The 22232-nt window shown below is 53.7% G+C and carries 22 protein-coding genes and 2 pseudogenes; 12 read left to right on the top strand and 12 right to left on the bottom strand.

What is annotated here, in order from left to right:
- Nucleotides 1-86 precede the first annotated feature (86 nt).
- A complete protein-coding gene (locus ACZ5FP_RS26490; protein ID WP_464664936.1) occupies nt 87-434 on the top strand; it encodes a DoxX family protein in 348 nt (115 codons plus the stop codon).
- On the opposite strand, the pseudogene ACZ5FP_RS26485 reads toward ACZ5FP_RS26490, so the two are convergent.
- The 3 genes and pseudogenes from ACZ5FP_RS26485 to ACZ5FP_RS26475 all read right to left on the bottom strand — a co-directional run.
- Nucleotides 425-565: pseudogene (locus ACZ5FP_RS26485) on the bottom strand (IS5/IS1182 family transposase); the annotation flags it as partial. The gene ACZ5FP_RS26490 and the pseudogene ACZ5FP_RS26485 overlap by 10 nt on opposite strands.
- 196 nt (nt 566-761) lie before the next feature.
- Entirely contained in the window at nt 762-1772 is a 1011-nt protein-coding gene (locus tag ACZ5FP_RS26480; RefSeq protein WP_464664934.1) for an IS30 family transposase, read from the bottom strand.
- Nucleotides 1773-1882: 110 nt separating this feature from the next.
- Nucleotides 1883-2986: a nucleotidyltransferase family protein gene (locus ACZ5FP_RS26475; protein WP_464664932.1), complete on the bottom strand. Its 1104-nt coding sequence runs from the start codon at nt 2984-2986 to the stop codon at nt 1883-1885.
- A gap of 147 nt (nt 2987-3133) precedes the next feature.
- Between ACZ5FP_RS26475 and ACZ5FP_RS26470 the strand changes: the two genes are divergently transcribed.
- The 4 genes and pseudogenes from ACZ5FP_RS26470 to ACZ5FP_RS26455 all read left to right on the top strand — a co-directional run bounded on the left by ACZ5FP_RS26470 (nt 3134) and on the right by ACZ5FP_RS26455 (nt 5742).
- A complete protein-coding gene (locus ACZ5FP_RS26470) occupies nt 3134-3364 on the top strand; it encodes a hypothetical protein (protein ID WP_464664931.1) in 231 nt (76 codons plus the stop codon).
- A 7-nt stretch (nt 3365-3371) separates the two neighbouring features.
- A pseudogene (locus tag ACZ5FP_RS26465) lies at nt 3372-3652 on the top strand (toxin-antitoxin system TumE family protein).
- Nucleotides 3649-4008 (top strand): HVO_A0114 family putative DNA-binding protein, encoded by a 360-nt coding sequence (locus ACZ5FP_RS26460; protein ID WP_464664930.1) that lies wholly within the window; start codon nt 3649-3651, stop codon nt 4006-4008. The pseudogene ACZ5FP_RS26465 and the gene ACZ5FP_RS26460 overlap by 4 nt, the downstream one beginning before the upstream one ends.
- Before the next feature lie 810 nt (nt 4009-4818).
- The gene (locus ACZ5FP_RS26455) at nt 4819-5742 is read left to right on the top strand and encodes a nucleotidyltransferase and HEPN domain-containing protein (RefSeq protein ID WP_464665417.1); all 924 of its coding nucleotides are present in this window, start codon (nt 4819-4821) and stop codon (nt 5740-5742) included.
- A 59-nt stretch (nt 5743-5801) separates the two neighbouring features.
- Here the strand turns inward: ACZ5FP_RS26455 and ACZ5FP_RS26450 are convergent, their stop codons facing one another.
- The 5 genes from ACZ5FP_RS26450 to ACZ5FP_RS26430 all read right to left on the bottom strand — a co-directional run bounded on the left by ACZ5FP_RS26450 (nt 5802) and on the right by ACZ5FP_RS26430 (nt 11245).
- The gene (locus ACZ5FP_RS26450; RefSeq protein ID WP_464664929.1) at nt 5802-6521 is read right to left on the bottom strand and encodes a response regulator transcription factor; all 720 of its coding nucleotides are present in this window, start codon (nt 6519-6521) and stop codon (nt 5802-5804) included.
- Between the two features lie 86 nt (nt 6522-6607).
- On the bottom strand, nt 6608-7381 hold the full coding sequence (gene fabG, locus ACZ5FP_RS26445; RefSeq protein ID WP_464664928.1) for a 3-oxoacyl-ACP reductase FabG: 774 nt from the start codon (nt 7379-7381) through the stop codon (nt 6608-6610).
- Entirely contained in the window at nt 7381-9099 is a 1719-nt protein-coding gene (locus ACZ5FP_RS26440) for an acetolactate synthase catalytic subunit (protein WP_464665416.1), read from the bottom strand. Before ACZ5FP_RS26440 ends, fabG begins: the two co-directional genes overlap by 1 nt.
- A gap of 18 nt (nt 9100-9117) precedes the next feature.
- On the bottom strand, nt 9118-10455 hold the full coding sequence (locus ACZ5FP_RS26435) for an aspartate aminotransferase family protein (protein WP_464664926.1): 1338 nt from the start codon (nt 10453-10455) through the stop codon (nt 9118-9120).
- A gap of 103 nt (nt 10456-10558) precedes the next feature.
- Nucleotides 10559-11245 (bottom strand): GntR family transcriptional regulator, encoded by a 687-nt coding sequence (locus tag ACZ5FP_RS26430; protein WP_464665415.1) that lies wholly within the window; start codon nt 11243-11245, stop codon nt 10559-10561.
- A 282-nt stretch (nt 11246-11527) separates the two neighbouring features.
- On the opposite strand from ACZ5FP_RS26430, the gene ACZ5FP_RS26425 reads away from it, so the two are divergent.
- The 5 genes from ACZ5FP_RS26425 to ACZ5FP_RS26405 all read left to right on the top strand — a co-directional run bounded on the left by ACZ5FP_RS26425 (nt 11528) and on the right by ACZ5FP_RS26405 (nt 17067).
- Complete coding sequence (locus tag ACZ5FP_RS26425) at nt 11528-12637, top strand: ABC transporter ATP-binding protein (RefSeq protein WP_464664925.1); 1110 nt, start codon at nt 11528-11530, stop codon at nt 12635-12637.
- 43 nt (nt 12638-12680) lie between these two features.
- Nucleotides 12681-13550, top strand: coding sequence for an ABC transporter permease (locus tag ACZ5FP_RS26420; RefSeq protein WP_464665414.1), 870 nt, complete (start codon nt 12681-12683; stop codon nt 13548-13550).
- A gap of 85 nt (nt 13551-13635) precedes the next feature.
- Entirely contained in the window at nt 13636-14397 is a 762-nt protein-coding gene (locus ACZ5FP_RS26415) for an ABC transporter permease (protein WP_464665413.1), read from the top strand.
- A 137-nt stretch (nt 14398-14534) separates the two neighbouring features.
- Nucleotides 14535-15539, top strand: coding sequence for an ABC transporter substrate-binding protein (locus tag ACZ5FP_RS26410; RefSeq protein WP_464664923.1), 1005 nt, complete (start codon nt 14535-14537; stop codon nt 15537-15539).
- Between the two features lie 31 nt (nt 15540-15570).
- A complete protein-coding gene (locus ACZ5FP_RS26405; RefSeq protein WP_464664922.1) occupies nt 15571-17067 on the top strand; it encodes a M81 family metallopeptidase in 1497 nt (498 codons plus the stop codon).
- 26 nt (nt 17068-17093) lie between these two features.
- Here the strand turns inward: ACZ5FP_RS26405 and ACZ5FP_RS26400 are convergent, their stop codons facing one another.
- The 3 genes from ACZ5FP_RS26400 to ACZ5FP_RS26390 all read right to left on the bottom strand — a co-directional run bounded on the left by ACZ5FP_RS26400 (nt 17094) and on the right by ACZ5FP_RS26390 (nt 19867).
- Nucleotides 17094-17606, bottom strand: a complete 513-nt coding sequence (locus tag ACZ5FP_RS26400; protein WP_464664921.1) for a GNAT family N-acetyltransferase — start codon at nt 17604-17606, stop codon at nt 17094-17096.
- A 37-nt stretch (nt 17607-17643) separates the two neighbouring features.
- Nucleotides 17644-18912, bottom strand: coding sequence for an 8-amino-7-oxononanoate synthase family protein (locus ACZ5FP_RS26395; RefSeq protein ID WP_464664920.1), 1269 nt, complete (start codon nt 18910-18912; stop codon nt 17644-17646).
- A gap of 247 nt (nt 18913-19159) precedes the next feature.
- Entirely contained in the window at nt 19160-19867 is a 708-nt protein-coding gene (locus ACZ5FP_RS26390; protein WP_464664919.1) for a response regulator transcription factor, read from the bottom strand.
- 306 nt (nt 19868-20173) lie between these two features.
- Here ACZ5FP_RS26390 and ACZ5FP_RS26385 point away from each other — a divergent pair, with 306 nt between their 5' ends.
- Both ACZ5FP_RS26385 and ACZ5FP_RS26380 read left to right on the top strand, forming a co-directional pair.
- Nucleotides 20174-20467, top strand: a complete 294-nt coding sequence (locus tag ACZ5FP_RS26385) for a hypothetical protein (protein ID WP_464664917.1) — start codon at nt 20174-20176, stop codon at nt 20465-20467.
- 141 nt (nt 20468-20608) lie between these two features.
- Nucleotides 20609-20905 (top strand): hypothetical protein, encoded by a 297-nt coding sequence (locus tag ACZ5FP_RS26380; protein ID WP_464664916.1) that lies wholly within the window; start codon nt 20609-20611, stop codon nt 20903-20905.
- Between the two features lie 50 nt (nt 20906-20955).
- Here the strand turns inward: ACZ5FP_RS26380 and ACZ5FP_RS26375 are convergent.
- A protein-coding gene (locus ACZ5FP_RS26375; protein ID WP_464664915.1) for an IS3 family transposase occupies nt 20956-22079 on the bottom strand; the annotation gives its coding sequence in 2 pieces (ribosomal slippage) (nt 20956-21830 and nt 21830-22079; 1125 coding nt in all).
- Nucleotides 22080-22232: the final 153 nt, after the last annotated feature.

Below are 22232 nucleotides of genomic sequence, written 5' to 3'. Positions count from 1 at the left end.
GGAGGTTCATCATGGAAAACGCTCAAACGGCCTGACAGACTGCCGCCATTCTCATTGCCCGCATTATCTTCGCCGCTGTCTTTTTGATGGCTGTCTTCTTCAAATTCATGGATATGGGCGCGACGGCAAGCTACATCGCCGCCGCCGGCTTCCCGTTCCCACTGTTTCTGGCCTGGTGCGCAGCGATCCTCGAAATGCTGCTGGTCATTGCCTTCCTGACCGGCGCCGTTTTCACTCCGGCGGCGATGGTCGCGGCCGTTTACGTCATCTTCCTCGGATTTTCATTCCACGGCCCGTCGCACTGGGCCAGCAACCAGGCCGAATTCGGCTTCTTCGTCGACCATTTCACTTTTGTAGCCGGTTTGTTCTTCGCCGCCGTGCACGGGCCGGGAAGCGTGCTTGCGCTTGGAGCGGGCTGGCAGGGCAGGGCCTGAGCGCCGAGCTTGTCATAGCGTGTGGCGACGCATCGGAAGTGTTTCAACTTGGAGAAAAACCGCTCGATCAGATTGCGCTCACGGTAGAGCCTCCTGCTGAAGCGGGGTTTCCAACGCCGGTTTGCCCTTGGACATACCCGTAAATGGTCCTTTGCGATGTTCTGCGACCCGTGACAAAACCGCAAGATCGGACGAGCCCGTTGTGGTCATTGGCGACTAGCTGGAGCTACCATGCCAGGAGGCGTTGTCAGGTTGTCTGTAGCTCAACGGAGAAATCTTCTACACATTGTGAGTTCTCGGCCAAGCGCGACTTGCACGCTTTTGAAGCTAACCCGCACGCCGTCTCTGCGCGAGTAGTTTTTGCCGGAAGACTTCTGCTGGCGTTTTGTAGCCAAGGCATTTGCGCGGTGTGGAATTCAGCCTGTTGCAGATTTCCGTGAGATCACGGTCGCTGATCGACAGCGGATCAACCTCTCTCGACAGCCATTTCCTGGCCCGTCTGTTGGTGTTCTCGACAGTGCCTTTCTGCCAGGGCGACTGCGGATCGCAAAACCATGTTTGCGTTCCGATGCCGGCCTGCAGGTAGGGCCAGTCAGTGAACTCGGTGCCGCGGTCGAAGGTGATGGAGCGGCGGGCAAAATGGGGCAGGGATTGCAGTGCTTGGATCAGACCGTCCATGACAGGTTTCGACTGCCGATCGTTGTTGCGTAGAAACACGGCAAACCGGCTGACGCGTTCGACCAGAGACGTCACATTGGCTTTTCCGAATTTCTTGCGAAATTGGATGAGGTCACATTCCCAATGCCCAAACTGTTTGCGCGTCGCCACGACATCCGGGCGGTGCAGGATATTGACGTCCGGGCTGAACCTGCGGCCATGACGCCGTCTGGCATGCCTCGGCCGCCGCCGGGCACGGTGTTCCGGCAGGTGCCGCCAAAGCTTGATCGCATGACCGTCCGGTGAATAGGCGAACTTGTAGATCGTCTCGTGGCTCACACAAATCGGATGCTGCTCCAGCTGCATCCGACCGGCTATCTGTTGCGGTGACCAACCATGAATAATGCGCTCGATCACGGATTGGCGCAGATGCGCGAACCGTGCCAGTTTGCGGAGCTTGGCACGTCGTTCACGTGCCATGTCGTTCGCCGTCACACAGTAATACCCGTTAAGTTCGGGCATTTGCACGTCGGTGAAGGTATTACGCCTGAGCTCACGAAAAATCGTCGAGCGATGACGCCCAAGTTTTTCAGCAATGATGTCGACCTTGACGCCTGCCGTTCGCCAGTGAGCGATCTTGCGGCGTTCATCCATGTCAATCTGGGAGTAGGTGCGTTCCACGGGCGATTCCTTGCATTGGATAAACCATTGTTATCTATTGCAAGTCGCGCTTCATCCTTGAACCCACCCGGCTACACCATTAAGATCGCATAAGATATATTATGGAACTGTTAGCCAGCCTGACCCACGCCATACCAATCAGGCTCGCCGCCCAATTCCGAGATCGCCTGAGCCAAGCTCGCCACAAGCTTTCCTCTCAGAGATTCCTCCATCGTGCTCAGACTTGTAGTGATGGCCTCGCGCCAGGCCTCACCACGATCCCAGGCTTCCATGAATGTGTCGGCCAAGGCCTCCGTCTGGCGGGAGTCGATCAGGGCCTGCATCAAAATCTGCGCCTGCAAACGATCCTTGCGGCTCTTGGCTGTTCCTTCTATATCGGCGCGCCGTCTCGACCCGACAATGAGTTTGTGAACGGCATAGCGTTCGGGCGCGGGCACGAGAATTGATACGCCCGATGCGTGCAGCAGCGTGGCACGTACAGGCTGATGGACGAGAAAGTCCAGAAAGCGTAGTGGTTCGGCAGCAGCACCACCGAGAGCTGGCATGGCCGAAGGCTTGCCACTGTGTTGATCCGAGCCTGTATTGGGTGTCAGGAACTCCACCTTGTAACCCGAACGGCTGGTGAATTTAGTCGATTGACGGCTGTCCGTCTGGTGCGGAATTTCCCGGAATGTCGGATCCACTTTACGCAGTACGTCAAGGATCGGTGGCAGCGCATCACCGACAGCGGCGGAGATGGAGTGAAACTGGGCAAAATCGGCATCCGCCGTCTGCAGTGCCGTGTTGGGCAGGCGCATGCCAAGGACGGCCGAGTAGCATTGAAAAGCAACCGTGCCGATGAGAACACCGCGCAACCGGAAGAAGCCTGCGTCTGCCAAGGTTTCGACGACATCGCCAACGAACCGTTCAGGGCGCGGAAGGTAAGCCTCGCGCACCAGTGTTGATACGATCTTGCGACGTGCTCGTGCATCCGCCTTCAAGTCCCTGAAATTTTCGACGCGACGCGTAATCTCCGCATCATCAACTGGGCCGACATAGCGACGGTGCTTCCCTCCCCCCTCTTTGGCCGTGTCAAAGTACCAGTATCGCCGTTCCCTGCTCTGCATCGAGACAAAGCGGCCATGGATCGGAAAGTCACTGGTGAATGATGCATCCAGTGCACGCTGGGTCAGTTCGGAATAAAGCACCTGGTACGTGTGATCGAGCTGTTGCATAGTCGTTATTACCATTCTTGTGAGATTGGTAATATCACGTTTCGTCACCGCTGTCATTACCAATTCTGCGAAAGTGGTAACAACAACTCGCCGGGCAATTAGGCTTTACCGTCGAGCATGATGACAATTCCGAACCGGAAATCTGGCTTGGCACCTGCCTTGGAGAATTTCCGACGCTTGAATCCCCTTATCGAGGAAACGAGGTCACGCGGCTACGAGATTTCCTTGCTCTGCCATGTCGATATGATCGCCATGCTGGCCGAGGCAGGCCAGAAGTCGGAGCCGAGTATTAGCGAACGTCTCGGTTGGTTTTTTGAGAGCGGATTTGTTGGAAGAGGTGTTGTTATTATTGACAACGATCCGACGTGTTGTTATTGATAACAACATGAAGGCCAAGCTGATTCAAAGAACGCGCAGAAATATCGATGATGCAACGTTTTTCGAGGTTGTTTTGTGGGAATTGCCAGATCCGGCCCCCGGTAGCGAACATCGGTTCAAGTACAGGCTGGCCCTCGTCGTTAACAGTGAATGCGTTCTGCGCTGCGATAATGAACGGGCAAAGGCGATCATCGGTACATCGGAGACCGAGAAGAAGCCATCGAATTTACATCGCTTGAAGCTTTGTTCGATGCCTTCCTGGCTGACATGGAAAGGATACTCGCATGAACACATTGGTTATACATTTGAGCACAATAGCCGATATTAAGGCCCGCTTTGTTGCGGCGGGAAAGCTCGCCCTTGAGGGCAAGGCGGGCGAGGCGGTTCCTTCGGTAGAGTTCGGCAGTTATGACGATATGCACCGGGTGCTTGCCCCCTCTCGTCTCGCCATCGTCAAGACCCTTGCTGGACAGGGTGCTTTGTCGATCCGCGAAGTTGCGCGGCGCGTTGATCGGGATGTGCAGGCCGTTCATAGAGACATCACCACTTTGATAAATTCCGGTGTCATCGACCGCACCGATAGCGGCGTCGAGTTTCCCTATGACCGCATCCATTTCGAGTTTGATGTGAGCGCAGCTGCCTGAAAGAGGGGCGCGAAACCCGTGTTTTCATGCGGTTCCAAAGTGGCAGTTTGCAATCCTTACGCTGCGTGCGATACGGCAGTCCCCGCCCTGGCGCGAAACCCTAAGGGTTCTCCTCTCCGCTCCGCTGCGTTCCGACCGCTGCGCGGTGCAATTGGCAGTTCCAGACGTGATCGAGCTACGCGATTGCGCACAACCACTTTGGCGGAATTGCCCATGCAAAGGCTCGTAACCTTCTGCCAACAAACCGGCCGCCACGTGGCAAGTCATATGCCGAACCTCCCTGAGCGGTCAGCGCGGATAGGTTTCCAGTCCACACGCGCTGCACCATGTCCGCATAGATAGTTTGAATGGCGACTGGCAATTCATCAACTTTTGCCACTGGGGCTCTATTGTAGGCAAGTTTAGTGAATTGCCTACAACAAGCTTACGAATGAGGTTGGCGAGCTGCTGGTTTAATTGTGGAGCTTATGTTCAAGGGATGAAGCCAAGCCTGAACGGAGCGCGATACCGTCCCCTTCGACCTCCTGATCGAAGCGAAGGGTCATCAAGACGCCCTCGGCATTTATCGAAGGGCCGCGGACCCTGAGGTCAAGATCGCGGGCAAGAGCCGAGTAGCCAGCTTTTGCTAGCATGTCCAAGAATGTCGCGGCAATTCAGTTAAGGATGTCCCGGTGATTTGCGACGGGCATGAGATGTGCTGCTATCCTGGGTAAGACTCTTGATCATGACCTGTAAACATGGCAGACCGGTTTGCAGTCTGGCTCTGCCCGAGGGTGTTGAGAATCCTGTAAGGAAGCGCACTGCATCATGATGAAATCCAGCATCGCTCATCTGCCTGAACGCAAACAACGCGAGCTTGGCCGCATTGTCGAAATCATGCTGGAAGAATTTGAAGATTCCTTGAAAGACACAACGGCTGATTTCAAGAAGAAGGGCCGCGTTCTCAAAACCATTCTGTTTGGATCTTATGCCCGCAACGATTGGGTGGATGAACCCCACACCATGAAGGGGTATCGCTCGGATTACGATTTGTTGATTATCGTCAACAACAGAAAACTGACTGACTTTGCCACCTATTGGTACAAATTCGCCGACAGGCTTTTGCATGATAAGGGTGTCAACACGCAGGTCGGTTTCATCGTCCATTCACGGCGCGAGGTGAACACGGCATTGCGAAAAGGCCAGTATTTTTTCTCTGATATCCGCCGCGAAGGCATAGTACTTTACGAGCTTGATGACGAACCATTGGCGGAGCCAAAGCCGCTCACACCTTTGGAAGAATACAAGGTAGCGAAGCAACATTTTGCAAGACTACCCGACGCACAACGATCTCTCGAAACAGCTGCATATCAGATCGTACGATCGATAGATGATGTAAACTGGATAAAAGACGCCGCCTTTGCCACTCATCAAGCAATCGAACGATTGTATTCGACCGCTTTGCTCAGCTTGACTAACTATGCCCCACCTTCCCACAACCTGAATTTCCTGCGAACAATGGCGGAAGGGCGTGACCGGCGCCTAGCCGAGGCCTGGCCGCGCGATCAACAGCGGCATCGCGCCTGGTTCAACACGATCAACGAAGCCTATGTGAAGGCTCGCTATTCAGAGCATTATGAAATCAGCGAGGAAGCCCTCAACTGGCTCGGGCAGCAGACTGCAATCCTCCACAACCTCGTGGAGACAATCTGTACGGAGCATCTGGAAAGGCTTAAACAAGAGGCTGGTATATAACGTCGTCGAACCAATGGCAGCAGAGATAGACCGGCTGTTCCCATAGCAGATCTATGTCATTAGGGTACGCTTGACACCTCAAGGAGGTAGCCGTACGAGCGCACCGTTTTTATAGGGCAACGCCGGCCCCGACCGGTCTTCAGGGCTTTTCTCAACCGGCTAAGATGAACATCCACCGCTCGTAAATCGACGCCTTCATTGTCCGGCCAGACAACGCCGACCAATTCTTCCCGACTGTGGACGCAATTGGGATAATGTAGCAAATGGCAAAGTAGCCGAAATCCGATGGGTCCAAGGTCAAGCCTGCGTTCCTTGAAGGTCGCACAACGCGCGTCGAGATTGATCTCGAAATCACCTTGACGCAAAATTTGAGCGGCGCGCTCAGGATGGTACTTCGGGACATCATCATCAACCGGAGTGATCCCGTGAAGAAAGTGCAGTAATTTATCTGGCATCAGCGGCCGGACAAAGCCATCGTCGACACCGGCCTTTATCAATTTGACGAACCGATGCGCATCATCGGGACTTAACAACGCCGCTATAGGAACACGTTCGGTTGCCTCCTCTGATTTGAACCGCCGACATAATTCGATAGCAGTGTCATAATCGTCGCAGCAGTCAACGATGATCGCATGGAGACTGTTTTCGCAAAAAATGCGCCTCATCTCCGACAGTTCTGTCACCACGGCGCTTCCATAGCCCTCAGCTTCAAGAACATATTTTAAAAGCAGATAGAGCTCAGGATCGTTTGAACAAACTGCGACTGTTGGCTTCACCATCAAATTGACATCCTTCGATCAACCGCAGCTATTTTATGGGTTCCCGAAAGTGACTTCCTGGAACAGGTGCGCGAGTTTGATCTACGTCAGGGAGCAACAAATTCGCCACCATTGATATCGATGGTTGCGCCATTGATGAAGCCCGCAGCTTCACCGGCAAGGAATGCGACAAGCGCTGCAACCTCCCCCGGTTTTCCAAAACGCCGCGAAGGAATCCGCTCAAGGGCCGCCTTATTTGACGGTCGATCGGCGGGCCCAGACATGTCGGTCAAAATGCGCCCAGGCGCCACAAGGTTGACCGTAATTCCATGGTTTGAGTACGGCTCGATCAAGGCCCTTGCCAAGCCGGACAACGCGGCTTTCGAGGCCACATAACTTGCCCCAGCAATTTTGGGGCGGCCGCGGGCTGCTACCGAGCCGACAAGTACGATGCGGCCAAATCCGGCTTCCACCATATCTCGCACCACAGCCTGACAGCATAGCATCGCGCCGGTCAAATTGATGGAGATCACTCCATTCCACTCGCTGAGCGCTATACCGGAAAATGGCAGGGCACCATTTGCGCCTTTTGGCGAAACTCCGGCATTGCAGACAAGGATCGTGGGCGCTGCCCATACTGCCCTTAATTCGTCAAAAAAAGCTGTGATCGCCTGGGGATCTGCGATGTCAGCGGTGCGGGCAAAAACATTCTCCGATCCAAATTCCTGGCCGAGGGCTGCGCTTGCCGCGATGACATTGTCCTCGCGCTGACTGAAAACTCCGACCCGATGTCCAGAACGTAACAGGGACCGGGCCGTTTCAAAGCCAATGCCAGTAGTCCCACCAGTAACGACTGCAACGCGCGACTGTATTCTGTCCATTATGCCGCCACCCTGTCCATCGATGCAAACAAGGATAGTGGCGGATGGGCCCCCGGATCGGTCATGACTTCGAGCAATAGCGGGCTTTTACCCTGCAACCCACGCTGCAATTGCCGGGTCAGGTCTGAAGGGTCACTGATGCGCACTGAGGGGCAGCCGCAAGCCTGCGCGATAAGCGTGTGATCCACATTGCCGAGATGACAGGCCGTGGTGTATTTGCCAAACTTGACTGTTTCCGCATCACGCTGAAACCCCAAAATCCCGTTGTTGATCACGACGATCGTCACGGGAAGTTGTTCTCGCACCATCGTCTCGAGTTCAGCCCAACTGTGGCCGAAGCCCCCGTCGCCGACAATGCAGATCACCGGATCGTTTGGTCGCGCGGCTTTGGCGCCAAGGGCAAGTGGTAAACCCCATCCGAGCCCGGCCAGACCGCGGGGCGTTATGAATCGCATACCGGGCGCCAGGGCCCGCAATTGTCCGGCCACCCACATTGACGAATAGCTTGCGTCTGCAACGACCACGGTTTGCGGCGTAAGCAATGCCTGCAACTCCGTCATGATCCGTTCGGGCCGCACCGGGGAGGATGAAGAAAGTGCATTGCTCCGATTATCCGTTTCAAAATTGTCCCAGTAGGACGCAATCTGGTTGATCACCCTTTGACGTGACAGGGCACGCAATGTCAGGTCGCCATCAATTAGGATTGAGCGAAGCACCGTCAATGTCTCACGAATGTCACCTGCAAGACGCAGCGCCTCATAGGTTCGTCCAATCTCGGCAGGATCAATGTCGATGTGAATAATTTTTGTACCTTTCGACAATTGACGCCAACTGTCCGTGCCATTCTGGTTGGTGCGGGTACCTGCAAGAACCACGACGTCGGCATCGGCAACAAGAGCTGCGCTATGACGGCCCAAAGAACCGGGTCCGACCAAAGAGCCAAGCACCCCGGCAGAAAGGGGATGGTATTCATCGACAGCCCCCTTTCCCATATTGGTCGTCAGAACAGGAACGCTGCAATCTTGCTGAAGTGCGGCAAGCGCCGCTGATGCACCACTGCAATGAACCCCGCCCCCCGCAATAACTACCGGCGCGCGGGCTGCACTGATGAACGCCGCCGCTTCCAAAATCAGGGAATCCTGTGGACGAGGACGTTCGAGCGGCCAACTTCCCAATGCGAGGGTTCGCGCAAAGGTGGGTTCAGGCACATTCTCACGCAAAAGATCGGCTGGCAGAATGAGAGCTGTCGGACCCGGCCGGCCCGATCCTGCCACGGTAAACGCGGCATCGATATAATCATCGATCCGTTCAGCAACAACGACCTTTCGAACCCACTTGGTGCAAGGCTGAAAAAGCGCAACGTGATCAAGTTCCTGAAACGCATTGCGGTCTGCCTGATCGCGTTCAACGTCCTGAACAAGGGCAACAACAGGAATACTTGCCTTTAATGCCTCTGCCAGGGGCGGAACAAGCAAAGTGGCAGCCGGGCCATTTTGAGCGGCGACAACGGCGATCTTGCCGCTGCAACGCGCATAGCCGTCTGCCATGGCGCCACCCATATTTTCCTGGCGATAGGCGATCTGACGAATCCCCAGTTCCTCCGCGGCCAATATGACGGCAGACGGTAGGCTTTGCGCAAATATGTGTGTGACGCCATGGCGTTTGAGCGCGAGTGCAATGCGACTCGCAGCGGTATGCTGACTATTGCAATCCATCATCATTTCCCGGGGTGAGGTTCAACGAATGACACTGAGGAAATCATCAAAGGTTCTGATGACTTTCTCAATGTCGTCTTGCGTCATAACGGTCGACAGGCACGCCGCTGCTCCGTTGGGCAGAAAGATTCCCTGCTCGAGAAAAAATGCGGTAAGGCCTGTCATTGTCGCAGCTTCCTTTGCATCCATATACGCTTGCCGAAAATCCCTCGGGATTGCCGGTTTCGGATGTATACGGAAAAGTGAAGCATCGCCGCTGACAGAAAACGCGGCTTTGCGGCGCCTGATGACCGCGCCAAACCCTTCTCGCAACTGTTCGCCCATTGCTTCGAGCTGGTCGAACCTTGTTTGTGTCATGGCTTGCATCGCCACGTGACCGGCGATCATGGAAATCGGGTTGGCCGAAAAAGTACCGCCCTGCGGCAGAGATGGCTTTCCGTTGAGTGCGCTGAAGACATCCATGATCTCTTTGTGTCCGCCGATTGCACCAATGGGAAATCCGCCGCCGATGATTTTCCCCAGGGCGACAATATCCGGCTTCAGCCCGTGGCGGGCACTGGCACCCTGAAATCCCTGGCGCAGATTGAGTACTTCATCGGCAACAATGAGAATATCGTGCCTTTTGGCCACGCGCATCAGCATCTCCAGAAATTTAGGATCTGGACGCAATAACCCGGCTCTGCTTGGCATCGGGTCTATGAGAATGCAGGCGAGCCTGTCCGCGGCCTCGCTCAGACGTCGTTCCGTACCGGCAGTATCGTTTAAACGGCATACGACCATATCTTCACTGACACATTTTGGTGTGCCTCGATAGGTTGGTACCGGTGACGGTTTATCATTAGGACCCCAATTGGAGGGCGCATTGCCCTGCCCGGCCTCGGCCCAATCGTAGGCACCGTGATAAGCGCCTTCGATACGCGCGACACCGGGTTTGCCGGTAAATGCTCGTGCTGCCTTGATGGCAAACATCACCGCTTCTGTGCCGCTGTTGACAAATCTGAGGCGCTCCACAGCGGGAATGCGCCCCGTGAGCAGTTCGGCAAGTGCGATCTCGCTTTCCGTCGGATTGGCAAAACAGGTGCCACTTTCAAGCGCCGTCTTCACGGCGTTGATCACTGGCCTGAAACCATGGCCGTGAATGAGCGTCGTGAAATTGTTGTTTAGATCGAGAAATTTTCGCCCGTCGGCATCGATCAGAAAGGCCCCCTCTCCGCGCGCGGCATAGATCGGTTCGGGGTGCCTTTCTACAGTTGCTCTGGTGGTGCCATCGGGGAATACCCGCAGTCCGCGTCGATAAAGACGTGCCGATAAAGTGCGGTGTTTTAAAGCGCCTGTTTGTTTAACAGCCTCGCCAACCATGATTGTGGCTCCCGTCAATGCGCATTCTCACGCTTGCTCATTTGTTGCAACAAAAAGCATGAATATGACGATGATGCAACAAAAATGTCGCGAATGGATAATTTTAGGGCATTTTGTCGGGATAGTTTGCCTTTTTCAGTCTTCGGAATCCGTCGCGAATATCACTTTCTATCGCGGCACGCAGACTGGAACCGTCACGCTCGGCTATCGCTTCAATCGCAGCGCGGTGATTGTGAACGCCGTATTTGGCTTCCGCGAACTCAGGGTAAAGGTTGTTGAAAGATGCACCTATTCGAAGCCAAAGCGGCTCGATGATGCTCAGTAAGTGAGGCATATCCGCCATCCGATAGATGAGAAAATGAAATTCCTTGTTGTGCCAAAGGGCATCCGTGTAACGCCGTTCATCAAGGGCGGCATTGATCAGCGCTTGAATTGCTTCAAGCTCTGTCGCAATTTGCGCCGTACCATGCGCGGCAGCCTTTTCGGCAGCCAATCCCTCCAACGCCAGACGGATCAACGTAATTTCCTCGAGCGACCGCGCATCAAGGAATGGCACGATGACCGTTTTGGGACCCGTATAGACAAGCGCGCCTTCCAGTGCCAGGCGGTTAATCGCATCGCGCGCGGGGGTAGAACTCACCCCAAGCGCCTGCGCTGCGGCGCGAACAGTGAGCTTATGCCCGGGCTTGAACGCCCCCCGGATCAAACGCTCCTTCAGCGTGTCGTAAGCAATATCACCGAGGCGAGCCTGCTGCCTGCCCGCGCCCTCTAATTCCGGCGATGCACTCATTTCGATTTTCCCTGCGTTGACATTGTGAATATTTTGTTGCATCAAAATGACGAAATCATGTGATGCAACATTTGTGTGACATCACTTCGTCATACCACGTTCTGATACCTCCGTCGCTTTGGCCAGTAAAAATTTACAGACAAGCCGGTCCGAGATGACGTTTTGGTCTCATTTATTCGCCGATGAATACGAACCATCCGAAATTAGACCGCCCGCACGCTCTGCTCAGCCGCCCCATATTGACGACAAGGCGATCAAACATGCTGGAAGAAGGAGACAGGAATGATCGGACGCTCGCTTACCCTCAAGGGGCTGCGCAAACAATACAATCAAACTTTGGCGGTCGCCAATGTATCGTGCGAGATCAAACGTGGTGAGTTCCTGTCAATTCTCGGCCCATCAGGTTCAGGCAAATCAACGCTGCTGACAATGATTGCCGGCTTTGAGACACCCAATTCAGGTTCGATTGCAATCGGCGATGAAGATGTAACATTTCTTGCGCCTCATCGCCGCAATATTGGCATGGTGTTCCAGAAATACGCACTGTTTCCGCACATGACGGTTGGACAGAATGTCGGCTTTGCCCTGCGCATGCGGCGCTTTGGAAACGATGAGATTGTCCGGCGCGTGACGCACGCACTGCAGCTCGTTCACCTTGACGGTCTGGATAAGCGATATCCGAACGAATTATCAGGTGGACAGCAGCAACGTGTCGCCCTCGCCCGCGCGCTTGTTTTTGAGCCGCCCGTGCTTCTTATGGACGAACCGCTCGGCGCCCTCGACAAGAACTTGCGAGAAGCCATGCAGCTTGAAATCAAAACGCTTCAGGAACAAGTCGGTGCGACCGTCATCTACGTCACGCACGATCAGGATGAAGCACTGACAATGTCTGATCGCGTCGCAGTCATGACAAATGGCACAATTGCTCAAGTCGGCAGCCCACTGCAGCTTTACACACACCCGCAAACGACTTTTGTCGCTGAGTTTATAGGCAAGATGAACTTCCTTGAAGCTGAGTATCTTGGATGTGAAGCAGGTCTGGCCGCCATTCGCCTTTCGGACACATCCATAATCACAATGACGTCGCAGGATTGCACGATACAGGCACCCTTGCAAAGCGGCGACTTGGTTCGTGTCGCCGTACGTCCCGAAAGGCTGAAACTCGTCCAGCCGGAACAGGCAAAAAACGCCATAGCCGGGCACATTGAGGGAAGTATTTTCGTGGGTGCTTTTCGCACCATTCTTGTCCGGGTCGCGTCAAGAGGAAATCCTCTCCTGCATGTACATGTCTCGGCAGCCGACCCTTTGCCGTTCGATCGAGTTGGTGACGCCGTCGCTCTGGTTCCCGACGACGGTGCACTGCAAATCTTTCTGACAACAAGGAACGATTGACATGTCTGGAACCAGCAAACATTCAATGAAAATGGAACCCCCAATGCGACAACGCTGGTTTGTTCCACAGTCCTCCAGCCACTATTCGCCTGTCGTGGCACTGGCGCTCTTGCTGCCACTCTTCATTCTATTGTTCCTCGGCTTCGTCTATCCGATCGGCTATCTGGTAAAACTTAGCCTTTTCAGCCCCAACCTCGATTTTTCCCAATACAGACGAATATTTGCTGAGCCGCTCTATCTTGAAGTTATGCTCCGAACGGCAAAAGTGGCATTTGTCGTCATGTCAGCGAGCCTCTTTCTGGGCTATCCCGTCGCTTATGCGATGGCGCGCATCAAAGGACGACTTGCAACAGTTGCGACGGGGTGCGTGTTGGTTGCGCTTTGGTCTCCCGTCCTTGTACGATCTTATGCCTGGATTGTTCTGCTACAGCGCAACGGCGTCATCAATCGCGCCCTCAAAGCAACCGGCATCAGTGATACTGGCTTCAAGATTCTTTATACGGATGGTGCCGTCATGCTTGCTATGACGCACGTTCTCATGCCGTTCATGATCCTGCCCGTCTTTGCAACGTTGCGTTCGATTCCAAGCGAGTATGTACAGGCGGCACGTAACCTTGGAGCCAGCCCTGCCGAAGCTTTTCTTCGCATTACACTGCCCTTGAGTTTGCCAGGCGTATTTGCCGGATGTGTCATCTGTTTCATTTTGGCCCTGGGCTTTTATGTGACGCCAGCGCTCGTCGGCGGGCCCGGCTCATTGATGGCGGCAACGTTGATCGGCCAACAGGTAGCGGTTCTTTTAAACTGGCCCTTCGCCGCAGCGCTCGCAACCGTGCTTCTGCTTCTGACATTACTTCTCGTTCTCGTTTTCAGGCGGGTACTTGCAACCAACAGGGGGTTTCACGGTGTCAACTGAACAAGGCATAATGCCGGATCGTGATGACCACACAGGTGTGGCGGCCTCGATAGGTTCTGGCGGTGCACCAGGTCGCCAAGTGGCAATGATATTTGCCGCGAACTTCACAATCGGACTGATTCTGCTGTTTCTGGTGCTGCCTACACTCATCGTGGTTGGTATTTCACTTGGTACGGCTTCTTATATAGAGTTTCCGCCTACCGGAATAAGTTTACGCTGGTATCAGGCATATATCAGCGATCCTGCTTGGATGGCGGCGACATTCTTCAGCGTCAAAATCGCCTTGGCGACAACAGTTACAGCGACCTTCGTAGGAACACTGGCGGCTATCGCTCTGGTGCGCGGCAATCTACCGGGGACGTCCGCGATCCAGGCTTTCGTCCTCGGCCCCCTGATTATTCCGCACGTTGTGTTCGGTGTTGCACTTTATCTGGTTTTTGCACCGCTGCATTTGACCGGCAATCTCCTTGGTTTTCTGATTGCCCATACGGTGCTTGCTGTCCCCTATGTCGTGATCAGCGTTATGGCGGCATTGCAACGGTTTGATTCCGCACTCGAACGTGCAGCGATGAGCTGTGGTGCCAATCGGATGCAAACCTTTTTCCACGTCACATTTCCCAACATCTTACCGGCCGTTTCGACCGGTGCCGTGTTTGCTTTCCTGTCCTCGTTCGACGAGGCGACAGTGGCTTTTTTCTTGTCGGACGTCGGAGGCAAAACGATCAGCAGCAAAATGTTCGAAGATATCGACTTCAACCTGACACCGGTCATTGCGGCCATATCAACTGGACTGGTCGCAGTCTCCTTCCTGTTGATGAGCCTCATCCATCTGACAAAACGCCGCTGAACGGTTGAGGCGGTTCTCATTCATTCCGGTTCCAGCCAAACGAAAGGAAATCGTCGATGCTATCAACAATACGAATGAGGTCATCGGGGGCAAGATGGCGGCGGGCGCTGTTCGGAACGTGGCTGACATTTTGCGCAATGGCTGACAGCAAGGCAGCGGAAAATGGCCAAGTGATCATTGCAACAACCGGTGGTGCCTATGAACAGGCACTGCGCAAGGCCTGGTTTGATCCCTTCACCAAAGAAACCGGGATAACCGTCGTTACTGTGGCAGGGTCCAATACACAAATGCGCGCCAAGGCCGCCGCAATGGTGCTGGCCGGCAACGTAACGTGGGATCTCTATTTGCAGGGAGAAATCCAGGCAAGCTCCGAACAACATCGCCAATCGGCTCAAGACTTGAGTTCCTTTTGCAGGCAATTTTCTGAACGCAAGGATTTACCCGTCGATGCTTGTGTCGCAGCCGGCGTTCGATTGTTGTCGAATGCCACGCTGCTGGCGTTTCGCAACGACGCATTTGACGGCAGAGCTCCCGAAAGCTGGTCCGATATGTGGGACACCAAGCGTTTTCCCGGCGGTCGGTCATTTCCGAATTTTGATGATCCCTGGCGCGTCATGGCTGCAGCACTCCTTGCCGATGGGGTACCCCGTCAATCACTTTTCCCACTGGATATAGATCGCGCCCTTGCCAAGCTGGAACATATACGTCCGGCAATCTCATTGTGGTGGAAGAGCGGAGATCAAAGCGCTCAAGGGTTTCGCACTGGCGACTATGCCTTGGGGCAAATTTGGCTTACACGCGCCCAAGCGCTGAAGAGTGAAGGCCAGCCGATTTCCTGGACCTATAAGGCCTCGTTCCTTGTCGCAGACCGTATCGCACTGATCAAAAATGCGCCCAACCAGGAAAATGCATTCAAGCTTCTCGCCTATTGGCTGAATTCGCCTCAGGCGCAGGCAAACGTGTGTGAGGCACTGTCATGCACCCCTCCCTCCAGTATTGCTGTTGAAATGATGTCGCCGCGAGCGCGTGCAAGCATGCCCAGTCCTGAGGAAATCAAAGACTATATTGTCGTACCAGACGCCAAATGGATCAATGAAAATGCAGCCGAAATGCTGGAGCGCTGGAATGCCTGGATCCAGTGAAACCACAAACGAGATGAGGGAGATATGAAAAATGAACAACCGTACAGTCAGCGTTTTGGTTGGACGCCTCTGGCATGAGTCAAATGGTTTCAATCCCAACAACACCATGCGCGGCGACTTTCAAATTGTTGAGGGCGAAACACTTCTCAAAACCGTCGCTTCATCCAGGTCAACCCTTTCAGGCATCGTCACGCGCCTGCAGGGGCGGCCGCATGTGCGTGTTATTCCCAGCATATCAGCAATAGCCGCGCCAAGCGGACTTGTTGATCATGCCTTCTATGAGGACGTCAAAGCAAAGCTGATCGCCGACGTCAAACTCCACAAACCCGATGCCATTGCCTTGGAACTTCACGGTGCGATGGCAACGACGAAGCTTGACGACGCTGAGGGTGATCTACTCGCATGTTTGCGCGCCAGTCTGGGCAACGACATTCCAATCGGCATTGGCCTTGATCTGCACGCTCATGTCACGCCAACAATGCTTGAAGCCGTAGATATATGTATTGCCTGCAAGGAGAATCCGCATTCCGATGTTGTCGAATGCGGGCAGAAGGTTGCCGACTGTTTGCTGGCCGTTGTGGAAGGTATTTTGCGTCCCGTAACGACGATGGCCAAAATTTCGATGATCCTGCCTGGAGCAGCGGAAACGGCGACGGGCCCTCTTTTCGAAATTCATCAAGAAGCCAGACGGCTTGCCGACACAGACGAAACCATCTGGGATATCTCGCTTTTCAATGTGTTCCGGTATTCAGATGACGCCGATATCGGCCAAGCTGCCGTGGTGCTTACGAATGGTAAAAGTTTGGGCAGCGAGATCGCCGTTCCACTCGTCGAAGCCTTCTGGCACAAACGCGATCGCTTCCAAGATGATCTCAAGTCCATTGATGATGCGCTATCGATGGTTGCCGCGAGACGTGATCCACTTCCACTTGTTTTGGCAGATATGGGGGATCGTGTCCTGGCCGGCGCCCCGGGTGACAGTACTGCGATCCTCAAAGCCGCGCTGGACGGGTCAGCCAAACTGCGCGGCGCCATTCCTGTGACGGATCCCCAATCGGTCGAACGCGCTTTCCAAGTTGGCTTGGGTCAATCGATCTCCCTTCAGCTTGGCGGCAAGATAACCCCAAGCTTTCAACCTCTTTCCATCAAAGGACAGGTCATCAATCTTAGTGATGGCAACTTTATTCTTGACGGTCCGTTTCAAGGAGGAGAACCGAGTGCGTTGGGCCCAACAGCCACGATTCTGATTGACAAGCGTCTGAGCGTTGTTGTCACCTCAAAACCGGCTTTCAGCCACGATCCCGCAGTCTTTACCAGTCAAGGCATTGATATTCATGGGCAAGACTTCCTTGTTGTGAAATCCGGCTATCATTTCAAGCTCAACTTTGCGGGACGGGCCACTCCTCTTCTTGTCCGCAGCCCGGGCGTTGGCTACTATACCAAAGGCTCATTGACCTACCGAAAAGCTCGCTTTTGGCCAGAACATGATAGCGCTGATGTCGACGTTAGAACTCAAACCTTTGCATGAGAAGTACGATCTAGCGATGTTCCGTTTCATGCGGTTGGCGCCTGTAGTTCGTACCGGCGATACTCGACGCTGCGATGAACGGTCGTAGCCGCGTAATTAAAACCAAGCTTCTCCAGGACGCGTGAAGATTGCGTATTGGCAGGCCTCACCAAGCCGACCAGCTTGTCTATCTCAAAGTGTGAAAAAGCAAGATGGACAATCTGCTCGGCTGCCTCCGTCGCCAGTCCCCTGCCTGAGGCCAGTGCGGTAAAGCAATATCCGATTTCAACACTCACCTCATCAAAATAGCGCAAGCCGCAGCGGCCGACAAAGCCGAGATCACCTCCTGTTCCCTTTTCATAAACGATGAAAAACCCGAAACCATATTCTTGCCATTCGCGCAGGTAGAGTGCCAACCGTTCATCTGACTGGGCTCTCGACATCGCAGTGCCATTTGATGTCAACCGCACCACAAGAGGGTCGCAGTGAAGACAATAGAGGTCGGCCCCGTCAGATAAACGCACAGGGCGCAAATAAAGCCGTCTGGTTTCAATCAACAAGGTCTTTCCCCTTTGCTGGATACGGCTGAAACAGCCCTTACAAGCGATGCGGATTGTTCACCAGACTTGCAGCCGCCATTTGGACAAGGGCTTTGCCAAGCGCATTGATTTCCGCTTCTGTATGACCCGCTGTCGGACAGATACGAAGCCCCGCTCTTCCTTTCGCGACTGTCGGAAAGAATATGGCCGACGTGTAAAAACCCTGCTCCAGCATGAGTCTCGCTGCCCCGATCGTTGCCAACTCGTCGCCAATTTCCATCATCCTTATAGGCAAGTCAGAGCGGGTGATCGGCGTAGAAAATAGGCTATCCAGGAGCCTGGTTCTTTCTCGCAACCGTTTTTGCAGCACGTTCAGTTCGCTCGAGCGGTGCAAGGTCTCAGAGGCCATGGCCGCGCCAATTGCTGCCAGATTGAGCGAGGCGGAAAATGCGTGTGGCAGTGAAAATCGCCGAAAAAGCTCAGCCTGACGCGGCGTGCCCAACATTAATATACCGCCCGATGCACCAAACCCTTTGCCAAGGGACGCAGCAATAATTGTCCGCTCGCCAAGTGCGCCAGGGATGTGCGAACGCGCATAACCTTCTCCCCTTTCGCCAAACAGGGAAATTCCATGGGCATCATCAACATACAGGAAAAGATCATACCGCGCTTGCAGTTCAAGCAGTTGTTCGAGAGGCGCCGCCCCTCCCATCGAATAGACCCCATCGCATATGTAGACGACACAGCGATTTCCACGGCATATCGTCTCCAGCGCATCCAGATCATTGTGCTCGATTGTTCGAACTTCTGTTTCCTCGGCAATTGTTCCTTTATGAAATGCAAGAGTTGCGTGCGCCAAACGGTCGAAGACCATGATGGGCCGGTTGTCATTTGTAAGATGGCCGGAAGCCAATAGGGGCAATGCGCCCATATTGGCTGCAAGCACCGTTGAATAGGCGATGACATGTGCGGAAAAAAGACTCGACAGCGCTTCTTCAAGCTGTCCGAGCAGTTCAAAATTGAGACGCGTGCGGGCACATGACCAATGCAAGGCGCCAGATTCTTGTATTGCGCTCAGTGCGCCTTCAATAATTTTAGGATGGTTGTCCAGGCCAAGGTAGGAACACCGGACAAAATCCACAATCCGGCGGCCTTTACCCTGGCCAGTCGATAACTCCACCGCCCTGCCGGCGAGCGGTCGGGCGTAAACGGCCATCAATCCTGCAACATGTGCCGCGGCAAAATACGGTTCAGCGTAGTCAACCAGCTTCTTTGTATTGCGATGACGCGAGGCTGGTTGCAGCATATCGTTTTGTTGGTCTGCCATGTCTTCCCCCGAATTGGTTGACGAGCATGCGCATATCCATGAAAACACGCGCACCGGGCTGGTCGCGACCTCGGACTATAAGGCAGCTACCGCATACATAATCGAGGGATGGGAGACAAACTGCTATAAACTTCTAAAGAAATTATGTGAATATTTTATAACATACTCAACAACATACGTTTTAATCTATCCTTATTTCAGAATATTAACAAAAAAACTTTAACTATAAAACTAGATATTACTATTCTTATATCAAATTATCCATCGAATATCCTGCTGAGCGCACCGTACGAATATGATGCTTACCGGTTTCTTTTAAAAGTGATCTTCGCAATCTTCCAATGTGAACGTCTACCGTTCGCAGCTCAACATTTATGTTATTTGGCCATGCGGCACGGATCAGCGCTTCTCGACTAAAGACCCGGCCAGGCAGTCTCGACATCTCGCATAAAATCTTGAATTCTATGGGACTGAGCGGAATATCTTTGCCATCGGCTCCTTCGACGCGGTGCTTGTCTGCCAGTATTCTGATAGTCCCACACAAAATAATGTCCCCATCTTCCGGTTCGAAGCCGATCGTGACCGGTTGACGCAGGAGCATCGAATGCAGACAGGTATGTAGCCACTGAGGTGCGATCGGACGCAAAAAAGCTTCATCGACACCGGCTTTAAGCAGTTCAAAGTAGCAGTCTTGGCATCCAGGTGCGGCAATTCCGATAATGGGCACGCCCCTTGCAGTTTCGTTTGACTTGAGCTCGGAGCAAATTCCAGGTGCAAGGCTTGAATTCGGCTGACTATCAAGAATAACTGCCGAGATATCGCGGGCTTCGGCAAGTGTGACTGCCTCTTCGATGGTTTCAGCTATTTCACATTCAAAATTATCGCCTTCAAATATATGCTTTATTACCAGACAGAACTCTGCATCGCGCGAACAGATCAACATCAAACGAGACATATTTTCCTTCCTGTTTGGCTTGAAATGTCAGAGAAATTTAAACGTTTCAATGGCAATTCATATTTTGTTGCAACAAAATATCTTAATATGTAGTGTGTTAAAAGTTATATTTTACAAGGAGGACCACATTATACGCGTTCCGCGGCCTTGCGAAATACCGTTTCGTCTGCCTTGGACCTGAAATTGAACATCGTAAAGCAAAGGGTATTGTACCCACTTCCGCGTTTGAGCGGCTGAACACCTCGACCGCCAGGGACGACACGCAACGAACAGGGCTAATTCCCTGACGTGTCTCACGCAACCGTGATGGAGAACGTCCGGCAATCGAGAAAATCTGCCGGCTTCAAGCGGGAGCCCGACATGTTTAGATGTACTTCGTCACTGACCGATAATGCCAACTCGGTTTGGGACACCCATGATGCAGATGCGGCCGTGACGGCCGCCAGGTCACTGTATGGAAAAAATGCGAGCCTAGCAGCAGCCTGGTGCGCGTTGGCCGCGCGTGGCGATGGCCGCACTGCTGATTATCGGTTTTGGTTCGATATTTTTGAGCGAATCCGCAATGAGGATATTGCCGCACGTGACTTAGCAATGCACTGAGGTGGGACGGCCCGCACAGGAAACATTGGGGCAATTATTCTGCTTCTTCGCAAGTTTTGCAAAGTTGGCGCTGTATCACCGTAACCAGTGCGATAGCTGTGCATACTCGCCTACAATATCTGTGTCGTCGAAAGTCATACAATGCGCATTCTTCTAATTCTTGGGGCTCTCGTTGTTGGAACGATTGCAGGTGTTTATTTGTTTGGGATGATCTGGCGGACAACTGCTCCTGAGGGCGCATTGGCGATGACCGTTGGTGGGGGTACCCCGGTTGTTCTCGGCGCTTTGGCGTTTCTCGGCACAAAGACGGCCGACGGCCAGCGACCAAGCTTCCGCGATGTGCGGACATGGCTCGCTGTATTAGGTATAGCAGCGGCCGCAGCCGGGATTTTCGTGCTCTTGATCGTCGCTCTTTTTCTGGTGGTCCAGCGAGGCTAGAGAGCCCATCTCAAAGTGAAGTGCTTGGGAATTGTGGTCCAGGCCTGGCGTTAGCCTCCAGCTTGGATTCGAGCCTTTGAGGGCATCGAAGTTCTTGCTCCACCAGCATATTCTGCTGGCGTCAAATAGCCAAGGGCCGTGTGAGGCCGGCTCTCATTATATTCCTTTCTCCAGTCCTCAATCCGGGTCTTTGCTTCGGACATCGTTTCGAACCAATGCAGGTTCAGGCACTCGTCCCGCAATGAGCCATTGAAGGTTTCAATAAAGGCGTTGTCGGTCGGCGTGCCTGGGCGCGAGAAGTCTATTTGGACCTTGTGGTGATAGGCCCAAAGATCAACCAGACGGCCCGTGAATTCACTGCCATTATCGGCATAAAGCCGTTCCGGAGCCTTGCGGGAACGGCTCAATCGATTGAGCACGTCGACCACATGTTCTGCCCGCAGACGATGGCCGACTTCGATCGCCAAAGCTTCCCGGGTAAAGACATCGACAACTGTTAATGCGCGGATCTTCTGTCCGTTCGTGAGCTGGTCATGAACAAAGTCCAATGCCCATGCCTGATTGGGTTTCAAAGGCAGGACCTTTTCTTCCCGGTGCGTCGCCATCTTCCGGCGACGCGGTCTTTTCGTTTTTAAAACAAGACCTTCCTCACGATAAAGCCGATAGATCAGATTGCGGCCTGCAGGCCAGCCTTCACGCCGCAGCATGACATGAACACGTCTGTACCCATAACGAATGCGCGTGCGGACAATCTCATGCATGCGCTGGCGAAGCTCCGTTCGAGGATCACGCCGGCTGGGTTTGCGCTGGGTTGAACGATGCTGGCATGTCAGAGCACAGGCCCGGCGCTCGCTGTAGCCGTGATATGCCGTCACATAGGCAACAACCTGTTTCATGAGCGCTGGCCCGGGAACTTTTTTGACAGAACATCCTGCAGAACAGCTTTGTCCAAACTCAGCTCCGCCACCAGTTTCTTCAACCGCGCGTTCTCTTCCAGAACCTGTTTGAGTTCCCGCACCTGATCGGATTCAAGCCCTGCATACTGCTTCTTCCAGCGGTAAAACGTCTGTTCCGATATGCCGACATGCCGGATCAGATCGGCAACCGGCAGGCCAAACTCCGCCTGCTTCAGCACTGAGACAATCTGCGCAACAGAAAAACGAGGTTTCTTCATCGGTAGTTCTCCTTATCAACATCACAAACTGAACCGGAAAACTAACAACAAACATGGACCACTCTAAAAATGTCACCTCAAAAGGCCTTGGATTTCCGCGGCTCAAGCAATATTTCGCCTTTCTGTGGTTAAGCTGTTGGATCGCCTTTTCGA

The sequence above is a fragment of the Phyllobacterium sp. T2-21 genome (assembly GCF_055378485.1).
The sequence above is the reverse complement of the archived record's forward strand: the minus strand, read 5'-3'. Positions and strand labels throughout refer to the sequence as shown.